Here is a 24,127-nt window from a genome sequence, read left to right as displayed (position 1 = left end):
TGGCGGGCAGTCGCTGAGTGCACTTTGACTTCGCTGTCGCCGCAGATGCGACCCAGCAGATCTGCTGGCGGGATATGTAACTGCTTCACTGCTCAAGGATGGCTATAAGAGCTCGACGTAGTTGGAGGGAAGGGATCACCGCCGCCTCAATTCTCCTGATTTCTTCAATTGCCATCTGTGCTCTCTCGACACCTAACGTAGAGCTAACCGGCGGGCAAAAGCGGCGCTCTGCGCCGCTTCTGCCTGTCCGTGTTGAGCGCCTTGTTGGGCTTTTTTTCAAGGCAAGCGACGTAGCACAAGCTCCAAATCGAGATTCTTTACTATCGCGGCACCAGCAGCACCAGCGATACCTTGAGCGCCGTTATCTCCGTTTACACCCTGATACCCATTGGGGCCACGATTACCGCCGCCACAGTAAGTGCTTCCATGCCCGCCATCACCGCCTCGCCCTCCGTCGCCGCCAGCGCCTCCGATGCCAGGGTTGCCTGGTGTTCCGGCTGGTGCGGCGAATGAATAACTGGCTTGCGGAATAGGCGCGACACCTACGTTGTAAAGGAAGAACTGACCACCTTGCCCCCCATGCCCAGCATCTCCTCCGTGGCCTCCCGGCCCACCTGTGTAGCCTCTTCCGCCATCCCCCCCGCTGTGCTTGCAACCAGGAAGTGGCCAGTTAGAGTCCGCAGCATCGCCGCCCCGAGGTCCTTCAGGGCCAGTTGTGCCTTTGACTCCATTGCCACCATGACCACCGTCTTGCCCTGACAAATTGACATTTAGGATGCCACGCAACTCTTCAATAACATGAATTGCGACGACACCACCGCTGTCGCCGGGTGCGCCTGGGCGCCCTGATTCACCATCGGCAACACCAGACGTCCCCGATTTAGCCCGTTGGTTATTTCCCACGAATGAAACAATTGAACAGTTCTCTGAGTGAAGTTTATTTACGAATATCGCTACTGTGTTACCGTTAGTTACGATCTTGGCGCCGTTCTTTAACTCAAGCTTATCAAGTGCTAGAAAGGCAAACGTGTTCTTTTCATAGCCCGGTTCGCCAATCACCAAGTCTGATCCGTTTAGCGTCAACGTGCCGCCTTCTCGTAGACGTAAGCTGAAATCATGCTGACTGACATCTCGATCAATCGCAGCCTTAACTTCATCAGGCAGGATGTCGTAGTTGATAGGAATGCCTTGATACTCCGCCATATCATTCTCCTTACAGTAAATGCGTTAAGTGCGCGTGGTTAAAAGGCCCAACTACTATTAGGCGACATTGATGTCGCATAACCTCCGGCAGGTGTCGGATAACGTTCCTTGTCGCTTGCTAAGTCCTTGTCTAGCTTGAAGGTGGTCACAGAAAGTGCGACAGCTTCAGGGAGAAAAGGGACATGGGTGACAAGCCTAACTATTAGATCTGATACAGCAGAAAATGCAGGTAAAGCACTACTGGATTTTTTCCGGATAAATGTATAGCAGAGGCCACCGCTGACCGGGAGCAAACTTTCGAAGAAGGCTGCTTTTAAGGCTTGAATAGCCCGGAGCTGTTGGCGATAGGCCCAAGCCGAACTGCATCCTGCAGATGGTCCGGCGCCAGATGTGCATAGCGCATAGTCATTGCCAGTGATGTGTGTCCCAGGATTTTCTGCAGGGTGAGGATGTTGCCGCCGTTCATGATGAAGTGGCTGGCAAAGGTGTGGCGCAGGACGTGTGAGGACTGGCCGGGAGGCACCGGCAGCTTGGAGGCCGCAAGGGTCTTGTCGAAGCTGTTGAGACAGTTGGAGAAGGTGCCATGCTCCCGGAAGTGCTCATGAATCCGCTTTTCTAGCTTCGGATCAATCGGGATTGCCCGGACCCGCTTGCCCTTCGTATTCACGAACGTCACCAACCCATCACGTACCCGTTCAGGTGTGAGTGCCTGAGCTTCACCCCAGCGTGCCCCGGTGGCTAGGCAGATCAGACTGATCATGGCGACGTGGGGCGTTTTGCAGCGCTGTTCGATGCAGTCAAACAGAATGCCGATCTGCTCGGTGGTCAGGTAGGCGAGGGCGCGTTCCTGCAGGCGAAGAGGGCGGACCCGTGCCAGTGGGTTGGGGTAGTCAATTTCGCCAAGCTGCTGCAGGACATTGAAGACCGAGCGCAGGTAGCCGAGCCGGTTATTCAGCGTCTTGGGGTTGGCTCCGGCTGCAAGCGCATTGGCCCTGTATTCGGCGTAGTCATTGGCGCTTAATTTGATGGCCTGTGGGTCGCCAAGGGCTTTGGCCAGCTCATCGAGCAGTTTGCGCCGGTTGTGCCCATCGGCCAGGGTGTGACCATGCAGCAGAGCCCAGCGGTCAATAAGCTCGGAAACGTGTCGTCGGTCCTTGGGCTTGGGCGCCCAATCCGGTGTGTCGATGACCTTGGCGCGGCAGGTCGCTTCGAAGCGCATGGCTTCGGCCTTGGTCTTGAGCGTCTTACGGAAGCGCTTGCCCTTGATAGGCTCGACGTCGACCTTCCAGCGGCCGTCTGGTAGTTGTTCGATGGCCATTTAGATAGCCCGTCCCCAACGTACCTGGCGCTCTTCAAGCAATGATTTGATGTGCTTGTAGATGTCCCGCTCGCTCATGTCCTTGTCCGCGTAATGGTCGCGGATCACCGGCCAGCATTCCCAATCCTTCAGACGATCAAATGCGGTTTTAGCGCCCACTCGCTCCCGTGCCAGCAGGCTAACGAAGTTTCCCAGGAACAGTTCCACGTTCTTGCCGGAGAAGCCTTTGCTGGTTTTGTAGTAGCGCTTGTACTCGGTTTCATCGAGCAGGGATTCAGTGCCGACTTCTACCCGGACGTCTGTACGCAGAAGGGTCCAGATGGCTTCGTAGTACCCCGGCCGACTGATCAACTTGAACTGCTGCAGGCCGTAGCGCCAAAGACCGTCCAGATGGGGCACCAGACCGGCATAGGAGTCCGTTTCCAGGGTGGCGCCGGTACGGCAATCGACCGAGCCGCAGGCGAATTGGGCGATCACTGAATGGTGGTAGCGAAGTTCGACGCGCCAGACGTCCTGGCTTGGGTCGTAGTTGTTCGGGTCCTTCGGATCGAACGAGTCCCGCTCTTTCCAGCGGCTTTCCCAGAAGTCGAGCTTGTCCGTGGCGCGGGCCTGCTCGGTCTTGTTGTAGAGGGCCAGTTGAATACCACCGGCCGAGCCGAACATATAGGTTTCGCCACGACCGTAGACGCTGGATTTGAGGTCCCACTGAATTTCCTGAATGCCGGAAATGTCACGGTGGCTGCGCGCGCGGCAGTGCAGGCGCGCGACCAAATCCTTGGGCGGCGTCCAGCCCTGCAGGTCCAGCGCGATATGCACCGCACACTGGTTGCGCGCGACGTTCGTCAGCACCGCCTGGGCGTAGTAGTCGAGGCGGTCTTGCAGACGCTCAGGGCTCAGGCTGTCGATGGCATGGGGCGACACCTCGATTTTCAGGTGTGGGCCAATGCTGTCGATTTTGGCGTTGAAGTTTTTGATCAGGAGGATGAACCCCAGATCAGCATTCTGCAGCTTGTACTGGTAGCCCGAATCGCGGCCGACGCGTCCCGAGTGCCAGCGCTGGCCGGCGAAATCGACGATGGCGCCGGGCTTTTCAAACAGCGCCATGATCTCAGGGCGCAGCAGGCCCTGATACAGCTGACGCACCGTATCGACGCCACAGCGCAGCAGGCGGACGCCTGACAGATCGGTGATTTGCGCCGTCTTCTGATCGAAGAACAGACGTCCGGTCTTGTCTTCGCTGAATACCTGATTCACGCGAATATGGTCTTTTACGCTCATGTCTTGTGCTCCAAATTGCGACGAATTGAAACGGTGTTAGTCGGTTTGTCTGACGTGTTACAGGGACGTCACCTGCGCGCCGGCTTTGCCGCACGGCTCGACGCTCGCCGCGCGTGCAAAGCCGGCCGAACGTGGGCGCAGGGTCACCACAAGAAGCGTTCCTTCTGGTAATCGACGACCGTGACGCGGCTGCCGGTGGGTGGCTGGCCGTTGTTCTCTGGTGAGTTGTTGGGCTGCTGCAGGCGGGGATTCATGCGGGCGTTAGGGTCGGCCTCACGGTCGGCAATGGCCGGATCGAAGGCGCCGTGCTCGACCATGTTTTTGCAGAAGCCAAAGGTGGTTTTGTGCCAGGTGCCCTGCTGGGTAAAACACTCACAAATGAACGACCGCTCCCCGGCCTCGATGACCCGGTAGCGCCGTCTGTTGCGCTCGATGTAGTTGCCATCACTGCTCATCACGCAGGACAGACGCGGGTAGGTTTTGGGCTCGGTCAGCGGGTCATACAGCGGGGCTGAACTGGGGATATCAGGGATTCGTGGTTCGCGTAGTGCGGCGTATTGGGCGGCGGTTAGTGGTGCCTTGCTGGCCTGATTGGCAGCGGGATTGATCAAGCTGCCGACAGTGCTTTTAACCTGATCAACCACCCCGGCTTCGGCCTGGGGCGCGCTGCTGGCGGCCTGGGCTTCCAGCTTGCCCTGCTCGTAGCGCTCATAGGCGCGGTAGACCATGAAGGACGCGGCGAAGATGACGCCCAGGGCCAAGAGAAACTTGGTCGGCACTTTGGTCTGGAAGTGATGCTTGGCGTTCGTGCTGGTGTAGACGCCAAAGTAGTGTTTATCGAGCCGAAGCGTTTTCTTGTCGGCATCCTTGAAGCTGCTTTTGACCTCGACCTTTTCCACCACCACTTCGGATTCGAAGCGCAGCAGCTGCTGGGATTTGAAGACGCGCCAGTAATGGATATGACCATTGCAGAGGCGGCGCAGGTGGACGTCGAGATAGCGCGGGTCCTGGGTAACGAGGTGCACCTCATGGCCTTGGTGGCGCATGGTTTCGAAGCGGGTGATGTGCTCCGGTGGGCGGGCCCGTGGATCTCGGGCACCAAACCAGCCCTGAGCCTCATCGACGACGATGATGGCGTCTTGTGGTAACTCAAACCATTTCTCGGGCTCATCGAACTTGAACCATGAGGCTTTGAGCTGCTCCGGTTTCAGGCCGTTGATGTTGTGGAAGTAGACCACCCGGCCTTCGGAAGCAGCCTTCTGATCCACCTCCCGGATGGTGTTGAGGGTCTTGCCGTGTCCAGGCTTACCGGTACGGATATAGAGCATGGCCGGCCTCCGTTACGCGTCGATGTAATCGCGGCCCGGTGGGTTCCAGACCTGACTGCGTTTCTTGTCGGTGGCCTTGTTGATGCCGGCGATGATGAAGCGCGTAGTGACGGCAGCCAGCATGATGTTGATGGCGATATCGATCTTGGCCAGACCGAGGATTTGCTGAATGGCCGTACCTGCCTGGCCCATGTTGCTGATCATGTAGTCCTGGGCGACGGTGATCAGGGCGTTGAAGCCGAAGTAGGTGACGAAGCCGAGGCCGATCACCCGAAAGACCAACCGGATCAGCGGGCCGATGATCATGAAGACCAGTTGAGCGATGTAGAGGTATTGCATTACTCACCTCCCGCGGCGCGGCCGACGTAGATGGCGTAGAAGATCGAGGCCGCAACGATGATGAGATAGCCAAGGTCGGTGGCCAGCTGGCACAGCGGGTCGTAGCTGATTTCGAAAGCGCGGCCGCCGTTGGTAATCAGGGACAGGCTTTTCGGAGGTGGGCAGGCTGCAGGGAGAAAGCGGGCGCCCTTGTTGAACAGGTCAGCAACGTTGATTTCCTTGTCCGCCTCGGGAGCGAACTGGGGATCACCGATCAGTTGCTTGAGGGCATCTTTCTGCGCGGGGAAGTCGCTGCCTTCTTTGGTGCGGCAGCTGAAGTCTTTTTGAATGCGCGCTATAGCGCAGCCAACCGCATCGCCGGTGCAGCTAAGCGAGGTGCCACAGTCCGTACCCGAGGCGCTGCCGTTGTCATTACTGCCGGTGCCGCCCCCGGTGTTGCCGCCAGTACCACCGCCAGTGTTGCCACCCGTGCCACCGCCGGTATTACCCCCAGTGCCACCACCGGTGTTCCCACCTGTACCGCCACCCGTGTCGCCGCCTCCGGTATTGCCTCCAGTGCCTCCGCCCGTATCGCCACCTCCGGTATTGCCGCCTGTACCACCTCCCGTGTCGCCGCCCGTTCCACTACCTGGGCAACCTGGGGCCTGTGGATTGGTCTGGCAGGGATTGGCGGGCACCGGGGGTACGTCAGGGGCCTTGGTGGCTTCGCTGCTCGGGCAGGTCGGGCCGGTGAGTTTGTAGGCCAGATCAGACCAGACGATTTCCGCGTTGCTGTTTTGCTGATCGGCGAGTGCGTAGGTATCCGTGGTGCCGGCGGGATCGAGACTGGCGCGACAGCCACTGATGCAGGACTGCGCCGGAATGCCAAAGCCGAAATCCTGATAGGGCGTGCTGTCAGTGAACTGGCGACCAATTGGCCAGGTCAGCGTGGCGGGATCGTTGGTGGTACAGGCATAGGTATCAACAATGCAGGGCAGGCCATTAGCCAGGCAGCGCAGCCCCTGACTTTTGAATACACGGCCATCGGAGATACGCACCACATCGAACAAGCAGGTGCCGCCACCTGCGTCCCAGACAACGCGGGTAATGTTTACGTTCGTGGACAGTGCAGCGGCTTCGGCAATGGTGGAGTCGCAGGCGGCCTGGCCGGTGACGTAGTAATCATTCGGCCGGTGGCGAACTTGAAAGCCCACATCGGCCACAGCAGCCGCGCTGGCGATCAGCAGAATCAGGGCGATGAGGTGGCGGGTCATGGTGGCCGGCCTCAGATGCGGCCGAAGAACACGAGGTACAGCGCCACTGTCGTGATGAGCAGGACGAAGAGTTCGTAGTTCATGGCGGGAGTCCGAAAGGAAAGTCCCGCCGAAGCGGGACTTGATGCACAGGCAAGGCGCTTACAGAGCGCGACGCATGTACTTGAAGGCCACCGCCGCGATGATCACGGCGAACACCGCCCAGCCAATGGTGCCGACGTCGGTCTTGGCGGTATCGAGGGCTGCGGTGGCATCAGCCGGGACAGCGGCATAGGCCTGTTGGATGGAGAGCACGCCAATGGCAGCAGCGGCACCGAGGGAGCGTTTCAGGTTGTGCAGTTGGTTTTTCATGGTGAGTTTCCTCATTTCAAAAGTTTTTTCAGGACGAGGAACCCGAACACGATGGCGAATAAGGTGATTGCTTCGCCCTGGAGTTCGGCCACGTCGTCCCAGCTCATTTCAGAGCCGGTGAGGCTCTGCATTTCCTCGGTGGTCAGGGTTGTCAGCGTGCCCAGGCAGACGGGAGTTCCTTCTGCCGTGGCCTGCCACGCGCCATCACAGGCGAGGAAATTCATTGAGGGCTCCGGCAGAAGGGACAGGCTTTAATCAGCAGCCAGTAGCGCTCAGGGGCGCTGTGCTGGCAGTGATTGCAGAAGACCCAGACCATCGGAGCCGCCCGTTAATCAGGCTTTGGGCTGTTCGGCTTTGGCCGGCTCAGCAGGCTTGTTGGCAGGCGCTACCGGTTGCTGGGTCGTGGTGGCGCGGGTGTTCACCGCTTCGATGTGCAGGGCGAGATTTTTGCCCTTGTTCTGGCCGCCACGGGCGACGTCGAAGGTGATCCGCACCAGCTGCAGGGGTTCGAAGTTGGCGCCGGCTGCGAAGATTTCATCGGCCACTTCGTCAGCGGCGGGAATCCCCACAATGGACAGGCCGTGTTCGGTCTTGCCATCCGGCTCATCGCCGTAAAAGACCTTCACGTACTTGGTGCCATCGACTTCGGTTTTTTGCGTGCCGAGAAATGCGACTTCCATGGTTGAACGTGCCATCGGTATTACCTCACTTGAGTTGCGCGTTAGTGCGCGGTTTTGCCTTTCAGCAGGCCGAGCGAACCCGCCAGACGAACTTCGTTAAAAGTTTTTCGCCTGCAGTCTTTGAAGGTCTGCTGTGTTCGGTTACTGGTTACTACGCTACAAGAGGCTTGCTAGAGCGCTCCAATCGTTTGTTTTCATCATTGAAAGTGCCCGTGCGATGCAATGGAACGCATTGAAACAGTGGGCACATTTCGTCATTGGTTAAATCAATTACTGGGGTTAAAACCAAGGGCCACGGCCCTTGTTATCCCGTGTCGCCACCGCCGCCCGCGACTGGTTGCCCAGTCACGCGCGACGGCGCCGATGACTTAAAGAGTCCGGCAGGTTTATGCGAACGGGTGAACCAGCAGGCCAGCCAGTTGTGCCAGAGGTAGCGCAGGAAGCTGTTAGCCAGGATGTAAAAACCGGGCAAACAGATAGCCAGCACTAGGTAGGTTTCATTAGTCATGCTCGGGCTCCCGCATCGGAATGAAGGGCGTAGGAGGGCCGCTGTCGTACACAACGCTCCAGTACTTCCGGGGTTGGAGTGGTGGCGTGTGTTTCGCGCAGAGAAAGGCAGGGATTACCTTCCAGGAACCATCGACCATTGCCAAAGACGAGGGGCGGCATTGGCCACATGGTGCAGACCGGAATTGACCGGGCGACGGCGACAGATGACGGGACCAACAGACAGAGCAGTCGCAGTTGGCGGCGTGAGACAAACGCAGGTAGCGATTGATGCTGTTCATGGGTCATGCCGTCCACTCCTGTTCAAGAAGCCAGGAACGCAGCAGGACGGTATTCACCATGCGCAGCTTGCCGAGCTTCAAAGAGGGCAGGACGCCGCGATAAACCCATGCACGCGCGGTGCCGATGGTGACGCCATTACGGTCGGCCCAGCTCTCGATGGTTTCCACATCGCGTCCAGGTACCAGCAGCTTGGTTGGGTCTAGCTCTTCCAGTTCCATGCTCGTTCCGTCACTATTCGTGGTGTTATGCACAATTGACCCAATCCAAATTGACTAGAGTCGATATGGATCTTATTTGGATTGAGTCAAAACGGATAGAGCTTATTCAGATGAATTCAGCATGATAAAAGAGCGCGTTATAACCGTGCTGAAGCACAGCGGTGTAAAGCTTCCCCAGCTCGAAGAGCTGACAGGGATAAGCCGTTACACCTGGAGCAATCTGAAGAACACTGCCAAGAGCCGTGAGATCAAGGCCGAAGAAATCGAAGCAGTGGTAAAGCTGTACCCGCAATACGCGCTCTGGATCGTAAGTGGGCAAACAGCACCAGAGGCTGGGCAAACCAGCCCTGAATACGACGCGGCGCATTCAAGCTTGTCCAGTCAAAACGCGGGATAGCGCTCACACAGGAAGTGGCTAAGCGCTGGTTCACCCAAGGACGGGTAAAAAATGGACTAAAAATGCGTTCGATTAATTAAAGCTTTGCTTTGCGTTATCAGCAAGAAATTCAATAAATAAGGACATTTTATGAGTCAACCACTAAAAGCTTTCATTAGTTATAGCCATGCTGACGAACATCATAAGAATAGGCTCTTACAGTTTCTTTCCATCCTTAAAAGGGATGGCACACTAGAAAGCTGGCATGACAGACTTTTAGTTGCTGGCGATAAGCTGGATGAAGAGATTGAGGAAAATTTAAATTCAGCCGATTTAGTGGTGCTTCTCGTTTCGCAGGACTTTATATCATCCTACTACTGTTATGAGGTAGAGCTGAAAAAAGCGCTGTCTCAGGTTGATAGAAAAGAGTCCCGGATAATATCAATTATTGTTGATCACTGTACCTGGAGGGATACTCCACTGTCAGACTTTGTGCTGATGCCAAGAGATGCTAAGCCAGTAACCGAGTACGAAAACTCAAACAAAGCGTGGCTTGAGATATCAGAAGAAATAAGAAGGGTTTGTTCGGTCGTTAAAAAAAAAGAGATAGCACATCCTGAGGAGGTGCAGGTCGTGGAAAATGGTGATTTAAATAAAGATTTCCAAGAGTACTTGGCCGCTAATGAGATGATACTTCATCACAAGGCAAAGGATGAAGTTTCGCTTGATGATATATACATTCTCCCGGATCTCAGAACTCTTGACGAAGAGCCTGGAAAGTTTGACTCAATCGTATCAAGTTTGAAAATTGAATCGCCCGGATCATGTCCCCGAAAAACAGTTATTGTTGGAGAGGAGCAATCGGGAAAAACCGCTCTCTGTAAAAGGTTGTTTAAGACGCATTATGATAAAGGGCAGGTTCCCGTAATAATACGTGGCGATGAAATTAAGTCTGCAGATATACAACAGTTAATAAACTCTGCAAGAGCTAAGGCTTATGCGGGCGCGGTTCCGCCATCTAAAACAATTATTATTGAGGAAGTAGAAGCTGCTAAATTAAATGCAAAATACCTTTCTTCCTTAATCCAAGGGTTACTGTCCAGGAGCGAGCATGTCATTTTCATTTCAGGCAAGGTGCTGCGTTTTAATGAGATGACGTGGAAGGAGTTTTCAGAGACATCCAAATATGAAATCCTTCCATTCGGTCATGTGTTGCGTGGAGAGCTTATAAATAAATGGAACTCGCTAGGCCAGGAAGAAACTATTGATCTTGCAGAACTTCACGCAGAAAATGACAAGGTAACCCATCACATAGATTCCCTTCTTAGAAAAAATATTGTACCGCCCAAGCCCGTATTCATTCTGATGATACTTCAAACGCTTGAGTCATCATCACCGAGTGATTACTCGCTCACAGCTTACGGGCACTGCTACAACACATTGATTCAACAAAGTTTAAAGAAGTCAAAGATTAAAAGTGATCAAATAGATAAGTATGTAAATTATCTAACTGAGCTCGCGCACTTTATATTTGCAACTGGCCGTAGCAGGGTGACTGAAGAGGAGGTTGCTCAGTTCAAGTCGTACTACTCCTCTCGATACCTTATAGACTCGCATGAGAAGGTAATAGCAGATCTCTGTAGCTCCGGCTTACTTCGAAGGGATCTAGATAGTCTTTCGTTTTCTTATAAATATATATTTTATTTTTATGCTGCAAAGTATATCGCAGAAAACCAACAAGGTAAGAACTTGTCGGATATTGACTCCCTGTGCTCCAAGATGCATATGGAGAAGCATGCAAATATATTAATTTTCGTAACTTATCATACAAGGGATCAAGAGATTCTGGATAGAATCGTCTCCTTTGCTCAGTCGATATTCCCAGAGGAAACGCCTGCTACCCTGGAGTCTAGCGACACAGAACACTTTGAAGACATCCTTAAGACAGTTCCTGCGTTAGCTATGGAGCTTAGGACTGCTCAAGACATCGAAGCAGAACGGAAGTCATCGCTGGATAGAAAAGACTCTCTTGAAGGCAGGGTCACAGCAATTGAAAGTGATGATGACGATGAGATGATTGAGACACATACATTTGCCGATATTAATCGTTCCGCAAAGGCGGTAGAAATTATCGGTCAAATATTAAGAAATCGTCATGGTTCTTTAAGGCTAGATCAGTTAGCCTCACTTACGAGTACAGCATTTAATACAGGGCTGAGGTTTCTTTCGTTTTATTTCAAAATAACAAAGTCTCTTAGGTCTGAAATAGTTGATGAAATAACAAGGGTAATCAGATCTCAAGAATCTCTGACTGATACAGAGGTTACAGATCTTGCGAGAAAGCTATTTTTCCAATTTTGTTACTCCATGTCATTTTCAGTAATAAGAAAAATATCATTCTCAACTGGTAGTGATCATCTTATACAAATTTTCAAACAGATCGCCGAAGAGACAAACACTCCGGCTGGCTACCTGATAAGTCTATGCATTCAGCTTGAGTTTACCAAGAAGATAAACAAAGATTATCTTCTTGAGGTAAAGAGGAACATGGATAGATCCTCAATATCATATCGACTAATGCAAGAGATAGTGATTCAGCATTTGTATCTTCATAATGTCGATTATGCTGATAGGCAATGGCTATCAGCAAAATTGGATATCCCGATGAAGGAGCAGAGAATCCTTCAAAACCAAAAGCAAACTAAGATACTTAATTGAATGCCGTTCTCTCACCATTGGGGCGCGAGTGTTAAGCCGACTGAGAGTGGTTGCAGCTCAAAGAGCTCGTACAGCAAGGTTTACGTCGAAAGTTGCACGGTGCTATAGGAGAGGGGTACTCCCCTTTGCCACTAAATAAACCCCTGGTTTTCACAGAGAATATCAGGGGTTTTTCTTCTGTAGAGATTTTACGTTATGGTTTTACGGAGCGCTATTTTCGTAAATAGGCCATAGTGTTGCGATATTAAAAGGTTCCGCGCTGGCATGGTTTTCTCAGCCAATTCAGTGGGGTTCTATGCGAAATTCATCATGCTGAATAAACCCAGAATAAATTCCTGTGTCTTCATTGAAGTCTGAAATGCCAAGAATTATCGAGGTTGGGGGTAAGTCTGTAGATTTTCTATTAATAATTCTTTTTATTTGATCGATATGTTCGGTGTTGGGTGCGACAAGAACAAGTACCAGTTCGTCAAAATTGTATTTGGTTGTGAAGTAGTGTGATTCATATATTGACTGATACAGCCTGTCCGTTGGGTGGTGTGGCTGTCGTAGAGCTTTAACGTTAAATGCGATTGTTTTCCCGTTAACTTTGGCAATGATGTCGACTGGTGCGTGGTGAGTAAAGGATAAGCAGTCTTCTCCGTATCGACCCGATAGCCACTCGTAAACAACTTTTACAGCAGATCGCCCCATGTTTCGAAGTGTATATATCCGCGCTCTCTCTCGATCACGGACTCGTGTAACGTCTCTTACTTCTTGAATCGCTTCTTTAGAGATCTCTACACTTAAGGCTTCATTTGCAAACTTCAGAAAGTTTTCTGAATTATACATGTGGAATCGCTGGATTCTCGTTTTCTCCAAGATCTCGCCGATGAGTTCAGGTCTTGGTGATATTGTCTTTTCTCCATTTTGCTTGACTTTAAGCCACCAGTCTTCTTTGTTGTCATCGGTGACAAATATCAAGTCGGATGGACTGTTTGAGTTGGCAAAATTAATGATTTGCGACCAAACAATGTAGTCGCTATATTTTCGTTGATACGTAAGATTTCCATAGGAAAATATTGGCTCCTCAGAATTCTCTTTGTTGTCATCCATGTAGCCTGGCGGGACTTTATTTTTAAAGCGTTCTTCAGCTTCTCTCTCTAGATGCTTAATTGCGTTCTGGTCTTCTGGTTTAGGGCCGATTCGCCCTTTAAGAAGTGAGTCTAGTTGTATTCTAATTTGATCTTCATTTATTACGCTGAAATGATTTTCTTCTAGTCTGTCTAGCTCCTCCAAGAACTTTTCTTTTGCCGAATTCAAGTCATTAATAAATGACTCTGGTTCTATAGTGGAGTGCCTTTTTTTAAGATTTAGATTGTCTAGCTCTCCCTTTAGGGTGGATGTTCCCTTTTCAATTACTTTTCTCACTTCAGAGAATTTAGCGTTTTGGTTTGCTATTACCTTTAGCCTATTTCTCTGATACTCAAGCGCGACGTGATATGGGATCCAGACACGCTCTTTAAGTTGTTCGATGACCTTGATTAGCTGCTTGGTTGTGCTTTCTTGGTATCTATAAAAATTAAGCAGAACATTTGTGTCAAATACAAAAAACGCATTCTTCCATAAGTGTTTAAAGTCTTCATTTTCAAGGCTGTAGAAACCTTTAAATTCATCTTGCATGGTAGATTCTCGTATTTCCAACATAACGATAAAAATTAACAGACCTGCTTTGGCGCATCCCTGTTGAATGATGGGTTTGGCTCAGCGCTAGATTTGATGATGATTAGTTTTGTCGCACCAAAGGAGCTAGAGCTAGATTTCTTATCTTCTGGCTCCAGTAGGTCTAGTAACTCTTGTGCAAGGCTTGAGGGTCTCTCACCTTGTTCAGCCTTCAGGATTTGAAACCTCAGATTAGCGGAAAGCCAGTTTCTCGTAGGTAAACTCTGAGGTATTGTGCTATGTATGGGGGTTCCAATTTCAAGGTTGTACAAACTTTTTGCAAAAGATGAGTTTCCGCATGCAGCCAAGCATTCCGCATGACCTGCTTTATTGACAACTATACATGGACCTATTGCCTGTAGTTTTCCATATCTTTGTGAGTAGGACGCCGGTGGTACCATATAACTTGCTGCAGCATAGTATGTCTGAAAATCACCAATCAAATTTTTAAAGAAAAATGCGAAGGATCCTACTGAGGGCAAAAATGCATTTGATAATAAATCAGATGGCGGATTAAAGGTCCCTGCACCAATAATGTGAGGCCGCGTTGATAGCAGAAACCATTGTTCTAGATTTGCGGAAAATGCTCTGCCGCAAGCTGAAGGAAGCGTTGCTCTTTCTGATTTTGCTTGAAGAAAAGTCAACCGTACATGGCGAGATATCGGTGAGTAAGTTACTATCATAAGATCGCTTAGCTCGCAGCGAGCATGTGTTCGCGCGTAGGTTCCATTGCCAGTAAAAGTGACCTGATGAGATGTTCCGTGGTATTCCTCAATGTGGAATTTTCCACTTAGATTAGCTAAAGCAGAGTGCATTGCTTGAAACAATGGGATTTCTTTATGAGGAAGTCCGTGCGTTAATGATCGAAAAATGGAATCGAAGTTGCTGGCAAATTCAGTTGCAGGATCAGCCATTACATCTCCATGTTATGGAAGTTTCAGCCATTAATAGACGTCATTTGATATTTTTAAAAACATCAAATGGTCTATAAAATTATCTTGCTGGGGGATGGGGAGGGCAGGGTTCTTAGACCTAAAATGCTGCACACCAACCAGGCAAGTCCTTTTGCTAGCCAGTGCTAGCCTGAGCAAAAGGTTAACTTGTGACGAAAGTCCCAAGCAATCCTGCCTGAAGGCTGGTGTCGAAAAAGAGTCGAAATCACTGAGCCGGAAAGCGACTCATTGAAAAGCAAGTACAGCTAGAGGCCGCGAAATGTAAGGGATTGAGCTGAAACGGAACCCTAGGTGAAGGGTTCGAATCCCTATCTCCCCGCCATATTCAAAACCCCGATGCCTCACCGCATCGGTTTTTTTTATTGTCTGCGATTTATTCCGCCTTGACGGTCAAGAGCTGATCGATGCGGGTGGTGTAGCTCGGGCTTATCATCTCGCGGCGCATGTTCCACTCGGCCTGCTGCGGGACCCGCGCCGGACGCAGGGTGTCGCGACCCCAGCGGGCATTGATCTGGTCGAGGACCTGCATGGTTTTCTGGCTGGCGTTGCTCTGGCGCGGCAGGAACAGGTCGTCGCTGAATTCGCCGGGCTGGCAGAGGTCGAGCAGGAGCACTTCTGCCTTGCTGTAGGACTGATCCTGGCGATAGATCGCCTGCAGCAGGTGCTGCGCCGTATCGCTCAGCTCGCGCACGTCATTGCTCGGGTAGGGCAGTGGGCAGGCGGCGCTCCAGCCGCCGCGATGCCCATCAATCTGGCGGGGGCGCAGGTTCAGTTGCAGCTGGCGGCACAGCGAACCCTGGGCCCTCAGACGGATGGCGGCCTGGTGGGTGTAGCTGGCGACGGCTTCCTGCAGCGCCTTGAGACTGTTCTGCGGGCGATTGAACATGCGGCTGCAGCAGATGCTTTGCCGTGCGCTGGCGGGCTCATCCATCTGCAGGCAGCCAATTCCTGCAAGTTCGCTGGCGGTTTTTTCCACCACCACGCCGAAGCGCTTTCGCAGTAGCTGCCGGTCGCTCTGGGCCAGATCCCAGGCCGTGCGGATACCCAGGGCAAGCAGTTGTGGCGCCAGGCGCGGGCCGATCCCCCACACGCAATCAACCGGAAGTTTCCTGAGCACTTTTTCGCGCAGGGGCTGCGGGCGGATATCCAGAACGCCGCCGGTGCGTTCCTGCCAGCGTTTGGCGGCGTAATTGGCCAGCTTGGCCAATGTCTTGGTTGGGGCAATGCCCACGCTGACCGGGATGCCGGTGCAGCGCAGCACCGTCTGCTTCAGGTGATCGCCGAGTTGCTGCAGGGGCTCGGGCAGGCCGCCGAGGTCGGCGAATGCCTCGTCGATCGAGTACACCTCTATTTGCGGCACGACACTTTCGATGACCTGCATGACGCGGGCGCTCATGTCGCCGTAGAGGGCATAGTTGGAGCTGAAGGTGGCCACCTGCTGCCGGCGCAGTTGCTCGCGCACCTGAAAGTAGGGCGCGCCCATGGCAATGTTGAGTTTCTTGGCCTCTTCGCTGCGACTGATGATGCAGCCGTCGTTGTTGGACAGCACCACGATCGGTTTGCCGTTCAGGTCCGGACGGAAGACGCGCTCACAGCTGCAATAGAAACTGTTGCAGTCGATCAGGGCGATGGCCGGTTCAGTCATGCTGGCCGTGCCGGTGGATGCTGTGGCGTACCACGCCCCAGATTTGCAGCTCGTCCTCGGCGTTGATCTGGCGCGGTGGGTAATGTGGATTGGCCGAGTGCAGGCAGATACCACGCGCATCCTGTTGCAGACGTTTGACGAAGACTTCACCGGCCAGCGCGGCAATTACCACGGCGCCGCTGTATGCCGGCAGGGCACGGTCGACCACCAGCAGATCACCGTCGTAAATGCCAACGCCGGTCATGCTGTCGCCGCTGGCGCGGACCAGGTAAGTGTGTGGCGCGCGAACGTTCAGCAGCTCATCCAGCGATAGCTGGGCCTCCAGATGATCCTGGGCGGGCGAGGGGAAACCGGCAGGAATTCGTGAGGAAAAAAAAGGCAGCTCGTGAGCCGAGCTGCCTGCTGGCCCGAGAAGGATTGCGTTGGCCATGAGGGGACTTCCGTAATGCTGTATTTATATACAGTATTGTCCGCTCATGTGTGTCGTCAAGCGTTAGTGACAGCCGTTTGCCTTGAGCACGCGCTCCGTCGAGGCGGGATAGCGCTCCAGCTTGTTGAGTGGGCGGCGTGGGCGCGGCTGCAGTTCGCCGCCGCAATTGGGGCAGCGCTGGCCGAGCCGTTCCGCGCACTGGGCGCAGTAGGTGCACTCGAAGGAGCAGATGCGGGCATCGGCGGAGTCGGCTGGCAGGTCACAGTCGCAGCATTCGCAGTTGGGGCGCAGTTGCAGCATGGTTCGGTGTCCTCAGTGGGGGTTGGTACTGTAAAGGCAGGTGCCTGTGCCTGCCCAGTCCGGGCGCCACGGGTTACCATCGCTGGCCTGGATTGCCGTGACAGAGGAGTCGGCCAATGAAATATCTGCACACCATGGTGCGCGTCACCGATCTTGAGGCTTCGCTGGCTTTCTATCGTGATGCCCTGGGTCTGGAAGTGATCAGGCAGCGTGAGTATCCACAGGGGCGTTTCACCCTGGTTTACCTGGCCGCGCCGGGTGACAGCGATGCGCAACTGGAGCTGACCTACAACTGGGACCCGGAGGTTTATACCGGCGGCCGCAACTTCGGCCATGTTGCCTATGAGGTGGACGATATCTATGCCCTGTGCCAGCGCCTGCAGGAGCATGGCGTGATCATCAATCGCCCGCCCCGCGACGGCCACATGGCTTTCGTGCGCTCGCCGGACAATATCTCCGTCGAGCTGCTGCAGAAAGGTGAGCCGCTGGCGCCGGCCGAGCCCTGGGCGTCGATGGCCAACACCGGCAGCTGGTAAACGGGCTGACTGCCTTGAGCGATTCTTGGACGAGCCGCCTGCTGGACCTGCTCGGTTCGCCGGCGGCGATGGCGGGCAGCTATGTCGAGTCGCTGCTGCCGGCTGCCGCCGCTCAGGGCTTGCCGGTGGATGTGTTGCTGGCCGAGGCCGACATCGAGCCCGAGCAGCTCGCGCTGCCGGGCTATCGCCTGCCGCTGTACAAGGCTTTCCGTCTGCTGCTGGCCGCTGAGCGTCACAGCCAGGATGACCTGACGGCGCTGCGCCTGGCTGCGGCGGTGCGCCCGCGCTCGTTTCAGGTGCTGGGGTATGCCGCGATGAGCTGCACCACGCTCGGCGAAGCGATTCAGCGCCTGCAGCGTTTTGAAGCGCTGGTCTGGGATATCGGTGATACCCGTCTGGAATTGCAGGATCAGTGGGCCGTGCTCACCTGGCAGCCCCGCCTGTTGCCCTGGGTGCCACGCCAGGCGGTGGAAATGGCCCTGGGTGGCTGGCTGGCCTTCGGCGACTGGCTGAGTGAGGGGCGGGCCAGGCCGCTGCGGGTCGAGTTCCGCCATGAGCTGGATGAGGCCGCCTGCAGCGCGCTGCTGGGTTGCCCGGTGCAGGGCAATGCCGGGCGCCACGCCGTGATTTTTGCCCGCGAACTGCTGGATCTGCCGCTGCGCGAAGCAGACCCGCATCTACGTAGTCTGATGGATGCTCAGGGCGAAGCCTGCCTGGCCAATTACCGCCTGCACAGCAACCTGGCCAACGAGGTGCGTGCGGCACTCTGCACCGGTCTGGGGCAGGGTGACTGTTCGCTGGAAAGCACGGCGGAGCGTTTGCAGCTCAGTCCACGCATGTTGCGCCGGCGCCTGAGCGAGGCCGGTCTGAGCCTGGCGGATCTGCAGGACGAAGTGCGGCAGGATCTGGCGCTGCTGTACTTGCGTCATACCGACTTCAGTCTCCTGGATATCGCGTACTTGCTCGGCTTTGCCGAACAGAGCTCCTTCTCCCGCGCCTTTCGCCGCTGGACCGGGCGCCCGCCGGCCGAGTATCGCCGCGAAAACGGCCTGCAAGGCCCCGAAAAAGGGCACGGCGGGCCTGCCTAACAGAGACTTGTGCACAATCGCAAGGCATCTCTGCCGGGTGCGGCAAAAAAGCCGCTTTTTTCCGGTGTTGCCCCTGTTGACTTTTTAACCTGTTGAAAAATAAAGATTTTTTATTGTGGTTAAAAAGTAGTCAGTTTGACCGGGAGGCCCATTTCATCGGGGGTCAGCTGGGTTTTCACCTTCTTTCCCACAGAGTTATCCACAGCTTCTGTGGATTGTCCCGAGCGCTTGCTCCGGGCCCGCGAAACAGACGCTTTGCACGGTCGTGCCAGCATTTCGCCAGCCTCATTTTTCCTCTGGCCTGTCAAAAATTCCCGGGCAATTGCGCCGGGTAAAGAAAGACGGCTGCGTATAATCGCCGCCATCTGATTGGGAGAACTGCGCATGATCCTCGACCCCGCCAACCTGCTGTTGGGCCTGCTGCTGGCCGCTGTGCCGCTGACCCTGTTGCTATGGCGCCAGCATCGCCAGTTGCTGGAACAGGGCGCCAGCCTGGCTTTGCAGGAAGAGCGTCTTAATACCGCCGTGCTTGCCCGCGAGGGACTGCAGGTGCAGCTGGAGCAGGCGCAGGCTGAGGCTCGCCAGCAGAGCGACCAGCTGGCCGCGCAGCAGGCCAGTGTTGCGGCCCTGCGCAAGGAGGTCGAGCTGCTCCAGCGCGAGAGCCAGCAACTGCGCCAGCAGGGGGAAACTCAGGAAGCCGTGCGCTTGGCCCAGGAAGCCGAATTGCGACGCCTGGAGGCCGAGCGGGCCGGCTTGAGTGCCGAGTTGCGCGAGCAGCAGGAGCATCAGCAGCAGCGCCTGAATGATCTGCAGGGCGCGCGCGACGAGCTGCGCGCGCAGTTCGCCGAACTGGCCGGAAAGATTTTCGACGAGCGCGAGCAGCGCTTCGCCGAGACCAGCCAGCAGCGCCTGGGCCAGTTGCTCGACCCGCTCAAGGAGCGCATCCAGGCCTTCGAGAAGCGTGTCGACGAGAGCTACCAGCAGGAGGCGCGCGAGCGTTTCTCTCTTGGCAAGGAGCTGGAGCGTCTGCAGCAGCTCAACCAGCGCCTGGGCGATGAGGCCACCAACCTGACTCGTGCGCTAAAGGGCCAGAAGACCCAGGGCAACTGGGGCGAGCTGGTGCTGGAGCGGGTACTGGAGCAGGCCGGGCTGGAGAAGGGCCGCGAGTATGAAACCCAGGTCAGCCTCAAGGGCGCCGATGGCGAGCGCTTCCAGCCGGACGTGCTGATCCAGCTGCCGGGTGATAAGCAGGTGATCGTCGATGCCAAGGTCAGCCTCACCGCCTGGCAGCAATACATCGGTGCTGAGGATGAGGCGTTGCGCCAGCAGGCGCTGAAGCAGCACCTGCTGTCGCTGCGTAATCACCTCAAGGGCCTGTCCGGCAAGGACTACAAGCGCCTGGAAGGGCTGCACAGTCTGGATTTCGTGTTGCTCTTCGTGCCCATCGAGGCCGCGTTCGCCGCCGCCCTGCAGGCCGATGCGGAGCTGTTCCAGGATGCCTTTGCCCAGCAGGTGGTGATCGTCAGCCCGACCACCCTGCTGGCCACCCTGCGGGTGATCGACAGCCTCTGGCGCCAGGAGCGGCAGAGTCAGAATGCCCGCGAGATCGCCGAGCGCGCCGGTCAGCTGTACGACAAGTTCGTCGCCTTCATCGGCGATCTGGACGAGGTCGGCAGCCGCCTGCAGCAGCTGGACAAGGCCTACGCGGCGGCGCGCAACAAACTGGTGGAAGGGCGCGGCAACCTGGTCGGGCGGGTGGAAAACCTCAAGCTGCTCGGCGCCCGGGCCAGCAAGGCGCTGCCCGGCGAGTGGCTGGAGCGTGCGGCCCTGCCGGTGACCGAGTCGGCCGAGGACTGAATCGGCCGAGGGCCGCTCAGGCCGGTACGGCGCCCCGTTCGCCGGCGGCCCTTTGAGCCGCCGGCGAGCGTGCCAGGTAGTTCAGCGCCACGTTCAAGTCGCCTTCGGTGCGAGGGTGGAAGCGCGGGTTGAAGTAGCGCAGCACCGAACGGCCGACGTGGCCCATGCCCGGCAGTACGCCGCGCTGACCCAGTTGACGCCACAGCGAGAGGAAGCCCGGCCGGTAACGGGTGGTCGGGTCCTGGCGCATCATGCTCTTCATCGCGCTGCTGAACAGGAAGATCAGCACGGCGCTGACCAGCGGCATGTACAGCCAGCGCATCAGCAGGCTGCCGCCGATGGCCACGTGCAGGTCGTGCGCCACGCAGCGGTGTTCCACTTCCTCGGCGCCGTGCCAGCGCAGCAGATCGAGCATCACCGGGTCGGCGTGGTCCAGGGCGCGGGTGGTGATGATCCAGTCGCCCAGCACGCAGGTGAAATGCTCCACCGCGGCGATGATGCCGACCCGCTGGCGCAGCCACCAGGGCTGCAGCCTGCGACTCAGAGCGTTGTCGCCCAGCGGGTGGTCGCACAGCGCCCTGTCGAATAGCCAATCGAGCCGCTCGGTGAAGGGCGCTGGGTCAATGCCGTGGCGCAGCAGGTAGGGTTTCAGCGCGCTGTCGTGGGCGCGGGCGTGCTGCGCCTCCTGGCGCACGAAGCCCTGCACGTCGTCGCGCAGCCGGGCATCCTTTACTAGCGGCAGGGCCTTGTTGTACACCCGGCAGAACCAGAACTCGCCGGCTGGCAGGATCAGGTGCAGGGTGTTCATGATGTGCGAGGCCTCCGGCTCATCCGGCACCCAGTGCAGTGGAGTGTGCTCGAAGTCGAAACGCACGCGGCGCTGTTCGAGGTGATGGTGGTCGGTCATGGCAGTCTCCTTGTCCGTCAGCCGATCAGATTCAGGCGCGCCAGGCGCCGGCTCAGCCAGGGGGCGAAGCGCCACTGGGCCACACTCAGATGCGCTTCGGCGCCCACCGCCACCACCGCGCGGTTGCGCTGCACGCCGCGAACCAAAGCCTTGGCTACGGTTTCGGCGCTGAGGTTGCGTCGGGCATAGACCTTCTGGGTCTTGGCCTTCTGCCGGGCTTCGGCCTCTGGGCTCAGGCCGACGAAACGGGTGGCCTGGATGATCGGCGTGTTGACCAGCCCCGGGCAGACGGCGGTAACGCCGATGCCGTGGCCGGCCAGTTCGGCGCGCAGGCATTCGCTGAACATCAGTACCGCCGCCTTGCTGGTGGCGTAGGCCGGGTAGGCCTTGGACGGTACAAAGGCGGCGGCCGAGGCGGTGTTGACGATGTGCCCGGTCTTGCCGGCGTCGACCATCTGCCGGGCGAACAGCCGACTACCGTCGATCACGCTCCACAGGTTGACCCGCAGCAGACGCTCCCAGTCGGCCGCCGGGGTCTCCAGCACGCTGCCGGTCATGCCGATGCCTGCGTTGTTGACCACCACGTCTGGTGCGCCAAGGGTGTCTTCCACCAAAGTAGCAAAACGTTCGAGCTCTTCGCGATTGCCCACATTGACCAGGTAGGCATGTGCTTCTGCCCCCAGGGCTCGGGCCAGCTCGGCGCTACGCTCGGCTGCGGCCAGGTCAATGTCGGCGGCCACCACGCAGGCGCCCTGTTCGGCGAACTCCTCCAGGGTGGCTCGGCCGATTCCGGAGCCTGCACCGGTGATCAGTACCAGCTTGCCGGTGAAGGCTTTGTCTTGCGGCCGAACGCGTGCCAGGTCGAGGGTGCGAGATGAATGTCCCTGTTCACGTTGGGCGACGAACTCGCGCAACCAGCCGGCCAGCCGCTGCGGCTCCACCAGCAGCTGCCAGTGCCCGGCGCGGACCTCGCGCCGCCACAGGCGCGGCACCCACTGCGAGAGGCGGTCGAACAGCTGCGGGCGGACGAAGCGGTCGGCGGTCGGCACTATCAGCTGTACCGGCACCTCGGTGTGGCGCGGACGAGGGCGCAGCAGGCTGCGGATGAAGTTGGCGCGGTACAGCTTGACGCCGTGCTGGCCGTCGCTGCGCTGGGTCGGGCAGCTCGCCACGTCGCGTAGCCCCTCGACCCGGTTCAGCAGCCAGGGCCAGGCGCGGTCCAGCCCTGCGCGCCAGCCCAGTTCCGGCAGCAGCGGGGTGTGGAAGAAGGCGATGTACCAGGAGCTGACCAGCTGGCCGAGGGCCTGCAACCAGCCCCTGGGGCTGGCCTGGCTGAAGCGCTCGCGCATCCAGAAGCCGACATGGTCCAGGCAGGGTCCGGAGATGCTGGTGTAGGAGGCCAGGCGCGGCTGGATGCGCGGCTCGGTCACCGCCTCCCAGCTCTGGATCGAACCCCAGTCGTGGGCCACCAGGTGCACGGGGCGATCCGGGCTGGTGGCCAGGATCACCGCCTCAAGGTCGTTGGCCAGCTTGGCCAGGTGGTAGTCCAGGCGCTTGCGCGGCTTGTCCGAGGCGCCGGCGCCGCGCACGTCGTAGGCCACTATCTGGTAGTCGCCGACCAGCTCGCGCACCAGCGGCAGCCAGATCTCGTGGCTGTCCGGGTAGCCGTGTACCAGCAGCAGGGTGGGTGCGTCCGACTTGCCCCAGCGATACACCGCCAGCTCCACGCCGTCGCCCTGCACGCGCAGGCGTTGCGGTTCGAGGCCGAGCGCCTCGGTCGGCAGCGGCGCGTTCATGCGGCCACCTGACGGGTTTCGCCCTGGCGTGCCTGCCAGCGGCGCACATGGGGCAGGTCTTCGTCCAGCCAGTAGGCGTCGTGCTCGGTGACCACCAAGAGTTCCTCGAATTTCACGCCCACGCCGCGCCAGCCCAGGTGCGGCTCCACCGCCCAGAGCCCGGGGGTGGGCGGATGGGCCGAGCGGCTGTGGCTGGACCACAGTGGCGACCAGCCCTGCTGGCGGCCGGTGACCAGCGCGTTGCGGGTCAGGGTGTAGAGGTTGCGCACGCCGAAACGGGCGATGGACAGTCCCTGCTTGCGGTCGCCGAGCTTCTCCACCCGGTGGGCCAGCACCTCGAAGGGATAGGCCTTGTGCCGCGGCTGGGTGCCCTGTTTGGCGCAGAGCGCGTCGATGGCCTGGCTGACTTCGGCCAGTGGCTTGCGCTGTTTGACCAGATCGAGGATCAGCTGGCGGTGGGCCATCAGGTCATCCTGCAGGCGCTCGACCCTTGGGTTGTGGCCCAGCGCGCCGCTGTAGCCGATGTCGGCGGTGTAGGCGCCGCGGGTGGGGGCGCAGTCGAGGATGAAGGGCATGCCTTCCTCCAGTACCGTCTTGCCCGGGTAGAAGGCCAGGTTGAAGCCGCCCAGGTGGCGCAGGCCGTCGAAACCGTCGAAGGCGGTGCGCGCGCCGAACCAGGCGAAGGGCTGGTGGAACCAGTCGTTGACGCCGTGATCCTGCAGCCAGGTCTTCATCAGCGCGGCAGCGTCCTTCTCGCGGATGCCGGGCTTGAGCTCGCCGGCGATGGTTTCCGCGCACTGGTAGGCCAGGCGCTGGATGCTACGGAACTGGTAGAGATCATGGGCGCTGAGGGCGCGTGGGTGGGCAGGCATGGGCGAGCTCCGGACTTATAGTTGTTGTGAATACGACCGTTACATCGTTTGATGGCATTGTTCTGTGCGCTGCCGGATTTGCCTAGCCCATGGCGCCCCAACCTTCGAGCGGTATTGCCGCTGATCATTGCCTCTTTCCGCGCCTTTTCCGGTCTTGGCACGGGCCGGGCGCAGTTGTTGGGGCGGGCGTG

Annotated in this window: 25 protein-coding genes; 5 read left to right on the top strand and 20 right to left on the bottom strand. The window is 57.0% G+C overall.

The features are described 5' to 3' along the window. Window positions 1-276: 276 nt before the first annotated feature. The 12 genes from HNP49_RS11180 to HNP49_RS11125 all read right to left on the bottom strand — a co-directional run bounded on the left by HNP49_RS11180 (window position 277) and on the right by HNP49_RS11125 (window position 8,757). Complete coding sequence (locus HNP49_RS11180; protein ID WP_184683261.1) at window positions 277-1,203, bottom strand: hypothetical protein; 927 nt, start codon at window positions 1,201-1,203, stop codon at window positions 277-279. 313 nt (window positions 1,204-1,516) lie between these two features. After that, window positions 1,517-2,521 carry a tyrosine-type recombinase/integrase gene (locus HNP49_RS11175; protein WP_184683260.1) on the bottom strand — a complete coding sequence of 335 codons (1,005 nt, stop codon included), beginning with the start codon at window positions 2,519-2,521 and terminating at the stop codon, window positions 1,517-1,519. Then, entirely contained in the window at window positions 2,522-3,799 is a 1,278-nt protein-coding gene (locus HNP49_RS11170; RefSeq protein ID WP_184683259.1) for a hypothetical protein, read from the bottom strand. It abuts the gene before it with no gap. Window positions 3,800-3,942: 143 nt separating this feature from the next. Then, a complete protein-coding gene (locus HNP49_RS11165; RefSeq protein WP_184683257.1) occupies window positions 3,943-5,127 on the bottom strand; it encodes a zonular occludens toxin domain-containing protein in 1,185 nt (394 codons plus the stop codon). Window positions 5,128-5,139: 12 nt separating this feature from the next. Continuing rightward, window positions 5,140-5,466 (bottom strand): DUF2523 domain-containing protein, encoded by a 327-nt coding sequence (locus HNP49_RS11160; RefSeq protein WP_184683256.1) that lies wholly within the window; start codon window positions 5,464-5,466, stop codon window positions 5,140-5,142. Then, on the bottom strand, window positions 5,466-6,719 hold the full coding sequence (locus tag HNP49_RS11155; RefSeq protein ID WP_184683255.1) for a virulence factor TspB C-terminal domain-related protein: 1,254 nt from the start codon (window positions 6,717-6,719) through the stop codon (window positions 5,466-5,468). Before HNP49_RS11155 ends, HNP49_RS11160 begins: the two co-directional genes overlap by 1 nt. A gap of 141 nt (window positions 6,720-6,860) precedes the next feature. After that, the gene (locus HNP49_RS11150; protein WP_260407140.1) at window positions 6,861-7,070 is read right to left on the bottom strand and encodes a phage coat protein; all 210 of its coding nucleotides are present in this window, start codon (window positions 7,068-7,070) and stop codon (window positions 6,861-6,863) included. Window positions 7,071-7,081: 11 nt separating this feature from the next. Further along, on the bottom strand, window positions 7,082-7,294 hold the full coding sequence (locus tag HNP49_RS11145; protein WP_184683252.1) for a hypothetical protein: 213 nt from the start codon (window positions 7,292-7,294) through the stop codon (window positions 7,082-7,084). A 108-nt stretch (window positions 7,295-7,402) separates the two neighbouring features. Next, window positions 7,403-7,765, bottom strand: coding sequence for a hypothetical protein (locus HNP49_RS11140; RefSeq protein WP_184683250.1), 363 nt, complete (start codon window positions 7,763-7,765; stop codon window positions 7,403-7,405). Window positions 7,766-8,054: 289 nt separating this feature from the next. Continuing rightward, complete coding sequence (locus HNP49_RS11135; RefSeq protein WP_184683249.1) at window positions 8,055-8,258, bottom strand: hypothetical protein; 204 nt, start codon at window positions 8,256-8,258, stop codon at window positions 8,055-8,057. Further along, a complete protein-coding gene (pflM, locus tag HNP49_RS11130; protein WP_184683248.1) occupies window positions 8,251-8,538 on the bottom strand; it encodes a lysogeny maintenance protein PflM in 288 nt (95 codons plus the stop codon). Before pflM ends, HNP49_RS11135 begins: the two co-directional genes overlap by 8 nt. A gap of 3 nt (window positions 8,539-8,541) precedes the next feature. Beyond that, a complete protein-coding gene (locus tag HNP49_RS11125; protein WP_184683247.1) occupies window positions 8,542-8,757 on the bottom strand; it encodes a DNA-binding protein in 216 nt (71 codons plus the stop codon). A 121-nt stretch (window positions 8,758-8,878) separates the two neighbouring features. Here HNP49_RS11125 and HNP49_RS11120 point away from each other — a divergent pair, with 121 nt between their 5' ends. Both HNP49_RS11120 and HNP49_RS11115 read left to right on the top strand, forming a co-directional pair. Then, a complete protein-coding gene (locus HNP49_RS11120) occupies window positions 8,879-9,154 on the top strand; it encodes a helix-turn-helix transcriptional regulator (RefSeq protein WP_184683246.1) in 276 nt (91 codons plus the stop codon). Between the two features lie 129 nt (window positions 9,155-9,283). Continuing rightward, the gene (locus HNP49_RS11115) at window positions 9,284-11,851 is read left to right on the top strand and encodes a toll/interleukin-1 receptor domain-containing protein (RefSeq protein ID WP_184683245.1); all 2,568 of its coding nucleotides are present in this window, start codon (window positions 9,284-9,286) and stop codon (window positions 11,849-11,851) included. A 282-nt stretch (window positions 11,852-12,133) separates the two neighbouring features. Here HNP49_RS11115 and HNP49_RS11110 read toward each other — a convergent pair whose 3' ends face one another. The 5 genes from HNP49_RS11110 to HNP49_RS11090 all read right to left on the bottom strand — a co-directional run bounded on the left by HNP49_RS11110 (window position 12,134) and on the right by HNP49_RS11090 (window position 16,880). After that, entirely contained in the window at window positions 12,134-13,513 is a 1,380-nt protein-coding gene (locus HNP49_RS11110; RefSeq protein ID WP_184683244.1) for a PIN domain-containing protein, read from the bottom strand. A 35-nt stretch (window positions 13,514-13,548) separates the two neighbouring features. After that, window positions 13,549-14,466 carry a hypothetical protein gene (locus HNP49_RS11105; protein ID WP_184683243.1) on the bottom strand — a complete coding sequence of 306 codons (918 nt, stop codon included), beginning with the start codon at window positions 14,464-14,466 and terminating at the stop codon, window positions 13,549-13,551. A gap of 412 nt (window positions 14,467-14,878) precedes the next feature. After that, on the bottom strand, window positions 14,879-16,150 hold the full coding sequence (locus HNP49_RS11100) for a Y-family DNA polymerase (RefSeq protein ID WP_184683241.1): 1,272 nt from the start codon (window positions 16,148-16,150) through the stop codon (window positions 14,879-14,881). Next, window positions 16,143-16,580 carry a LexA family transcriptional regulator gene (locus HNP49_RS11095; RefSeq protein ID WP_184683239.1) on the bottom strand — a complete coding sequence of 146 codons (438 nt, stop codon included), beginning with the start codon at window positions 16,578-16,580 and terminating at the stop codon, window positions 16,143-16,145. Before HNP49_RS11095 ends, HNP49_RS11100 begins: the two co-directional genes overlap by 8 nt. A gap of 63 nt (window positions 16,581-16,643) precedes the next feature. Further along, window positions 16,644-16,880, bottom strand: a complete 237-nt coding sequence (locus HNP49_RS11090; RefSeq protein ID WP_095938478.1) for a DUF1272 domain-containing protein — start codon at window positions 16,878-16,880, stop codon at window positions 16,644-16,646. A 116-nt stretch (window positions 16,881-16,996) separates the two neighbouring features. On the opposite strand from HNP49_RS11090, the gene HNP49_RS11085 reads away from it, so the two are divergent. From HNP49_RS11085 to rmuC, 3 genes are all read left to right on the top strand, one after another. Further along, window positions 16,997-17,416, top strand: coding sequence for a VOC family protein (locus HNP49_RS11085; protein WP_184683237.1), 420 nt, complete (start codon window positions 16,997-16,999; stop codon window positions 17,414-17,416). Between the two features lie 14 nt (window positions 17,417-17,430). After that, a complete protein-coding gene (locus HNP49_RS11080) occupies window positions 17,431-18,504 on the top strand; it encodes an AraC family transcriptional regulator (RefSeq protein WP_184683235.1) in 1,074 nt (357 codons plus the stop codon). A gap of 498 nt (window positions 18,505-19,002) precedes the next feature. Beyond that, window positions 19,003-20,361 (top strand): DNA recombination protein RmuC, encoded by a 1,359-nt coding sequence (gene rmuC, locus HNP49_RS11075; protein ID WP_184683447.1) that lies wholly within the window; start codon window positions 19,003-19,005, stop codon window positions 20,359-20,361. Window positions 20,362-20,377: 16 nt separating this feature from the next. Here the strand turns inward: rmuC and HNP49_RS11070 are convergent, their stop codons facing one another. Genes HNP49_RS11070 through HNP49_RS11060 form a run of 3 tightly spaced genes read right to left on the bottom strand, consistent with a single transcriptional unit; the run spans window position 20,378 to window position 23,936 of the window. Next, on the bottom strand, window positions 20,378-21,268 hold the full coding sequence (locus HNP49_RS11070) for a metal-dependent hydrolase (protein WP_184683233.1): 891 nt from the start codon (window positions 21,266-21,268) through the stop codon (window positions 20,378-20,380). A gap of 17 nt (window positions 21,269-21,285) precedes the next feature. Continuing rightward, complete coding sequence (locus tag HNP49_RS11065; protein WP_184683231.1) at window positions 21,286-23,064, bottom strand: SDR family oxidoreductase; 1,779 nt, start codon at window positions 23,062-23,064, stop codon at window positions 21,286-21,288. Next, window positions 23,061-23,936 (bottom strand): M24 family metallopeptidase, encoded by an 876-nt coding sequence (locus HNP49_RS11060; RefSeq protein ID WP_184683229.1) that lies wholly within the window; start codon window positions 23,934-23,936, stop codon window positions 23,061-23,063. Before HNP49_RS11060 ends, HNP49_RS11065 begins: the two co-directional genes overlap by 4 nt. Between the last annotated feature and the right edge of the window lie 191 nt (window positions 23,937-24,127).

This window comes from Pseudomonas fluvialis, from assembly GCF_014207935.1.
Classification (GTDB): Bacteria; Pseudomonadota; Gammaproteobacteria; order Pseudomonadales; family Pseudomonadaceae; genus Aquipseudomonas; species Aquipseudomonas fluvialis_A.
The sequence above is the reverse complement of the archived record's forward strand: the minus strand, read 5'-3'. Positions and strand labels throughout refer to the sequence as shown.

Bases quoted from the DNA above. Each gene is read 5' to 3' on its own strand.
- HNP49_RS11180 (WP_184683261.1), bottom strand. From the start codon at position 1,203: ATGGCGGAGTATCAAGGCATTCCTATCAACTACGACATCCTGCCTGAT.
- HNP49_RS11175 (WP_184683260.1), bottom strand. From the start codon at position 2,521: ATGGCCATCGAACAACTACCAGACGGCCGCTGGAAGGTCGACGTCGAG.
- HNP49_RS11170 (WP_184683259.1), bottom strand. From the start codon at position 3,799: ATGAGCGTAAAAGACCATATTCGCGTGAATCAGGTATTCAGCGAAGAC.
- HNP49_RS11165 (WP_184683257.1), bottom strand. From the start codon at position 5,127: ATGCTCTATATCCGTACCGGTAAGCCTGGACACGGCAAGACCCTCAAC.
- HNP49_RS11160 (WP_184683256.1), bottom strand. From the start codon at position 5,466: ATGCAATACCTCTACATCGCTCAACTGGTCTTCATGATCATCGGCCCG.
- HNP49_RS11155 (WP_184683255.1), bottom strand. From the start codon at position 6,719: ATGACCCGCCACCTCATCGCCCTGATTCTGCTGATCGCCAGCGCGGCT.
- HNP49_RS11150 (WP_260407140.1), bottom strand. From the start codon at position 7,070: ATGAAAAACCAACTGCACAACCTGAAACGCTCCCTCGGTGCCGCTGCT.
- HNP49_RS11145 (WP_184683252.1), bottom strand. From the start codon at position 7,294: ATGAATTTCCTCGCCTGTGATGGCGCGTGGCAGGCCACGGCAGAAGGA.
- HNP49_RS11140 (WP_184683250.1), bottom strand. From the start codon at position 7,765: ATGGCACGTTCAACCATGGAAGTCGCATTTCTCGGCACGCAAAAAACC.
- HNP49_RS11135 (WP_184683249.1), bottom strand. From the start codon at position 8,258: ATGACTAATGAAACCTACCTAGTGCTGGCTATCTGTTTGCCCGGTTTT.
- pflM (WP_184683248.1), bottom strand. From the start codon at position 8,538: ATGAACAGCATCAATCGCTACCTGCGTTTGTCTCACGCCGCCAACTGC.
- HNP49_RS11125 (WP_184683247.1), bottom strand. From the start codon at position 8,757: ATGGAACTGGAAGAGCTAGACCCAACCAAGCTGCTGGTACCTGGACGC.
- HNP49_RS11120 (WP_184683246.1), top strand. From the start codon at position 8,879: ATGATAAAAGAGCGCGTTATAACCGTGCTGAAGCACAGCGGTGTAAAG.
- HNP49_RS11115 (WP_184683245.1), top strand. From the start codon at position 9,284: ATGAGTCAACCACTAAAAGCTTTCATTAGTTATAGCCATGCTGACGAA.
- HNP49_RS11110 (WP_184683244.1), bottom strand. From the start codon at position 13,513: ATGCAAGATGAATTTAAAGGTTTCTACAGCCTTGAAAATGAAGACTTT.
- HNP49_RS11105 (WP_184683243.1), bottom strand. From the start codon at position 14,466: ATGGCTGATCCTGCAACTGAATTTGCCAGCAACTTCGATTCCATTTTT.
- HNP49_RS11100 (WP_184683241.1), bottom strand. From the start codon at position 16,150: ATGACTGAACCGGCCATCGCCCTGATCGACTGCAACAGTTTCTATTGC.
- HNP49_RS11095 (WP_184683239.1), bottom strand. From the start codon at position 16,580: ATGGCCAACGCAATCCTTCTCGGGCCAGCAGGCAGCTCGGCTCACGAG.
- HNP49_RS11090 (WP_095938478.1), bottom strand. From the start codon at position 16,880: ATGCTGCAACTGCGCCCCAACTGCGAATGCTGCGACTGTGACCTGCCA.
- HNP49_RS11085 (WP_184683237.1), top strand. From the start codon at position 16,997: ATGAAATATCTGCACACCATGGTGCGCGTCACCGATCTTGAGGCTTCG.
- HNP49_RS11070 (WP_184683233.1), bottom strand. From the start codon at position 21,268: ATGACCGACCACCATCACCTCGAACAGCGCCGCGTGCGTTTCGACTTC.
- HNP49_RS11065 (WP_184683231.1), bottom strand. From the start codon at position 23,064: ATGAACGCGCCGCTGCCGACCGAGGCGCTCGGCCTCGAACCGCAACGC.
- HNP49_RS11060 (WP_184683229.1), bottom strand. From the start codon at position 23,936: ATGCCTGCCCACCCACGCGCCCTCAGCGCCCATGATCTCTACCAGTTC.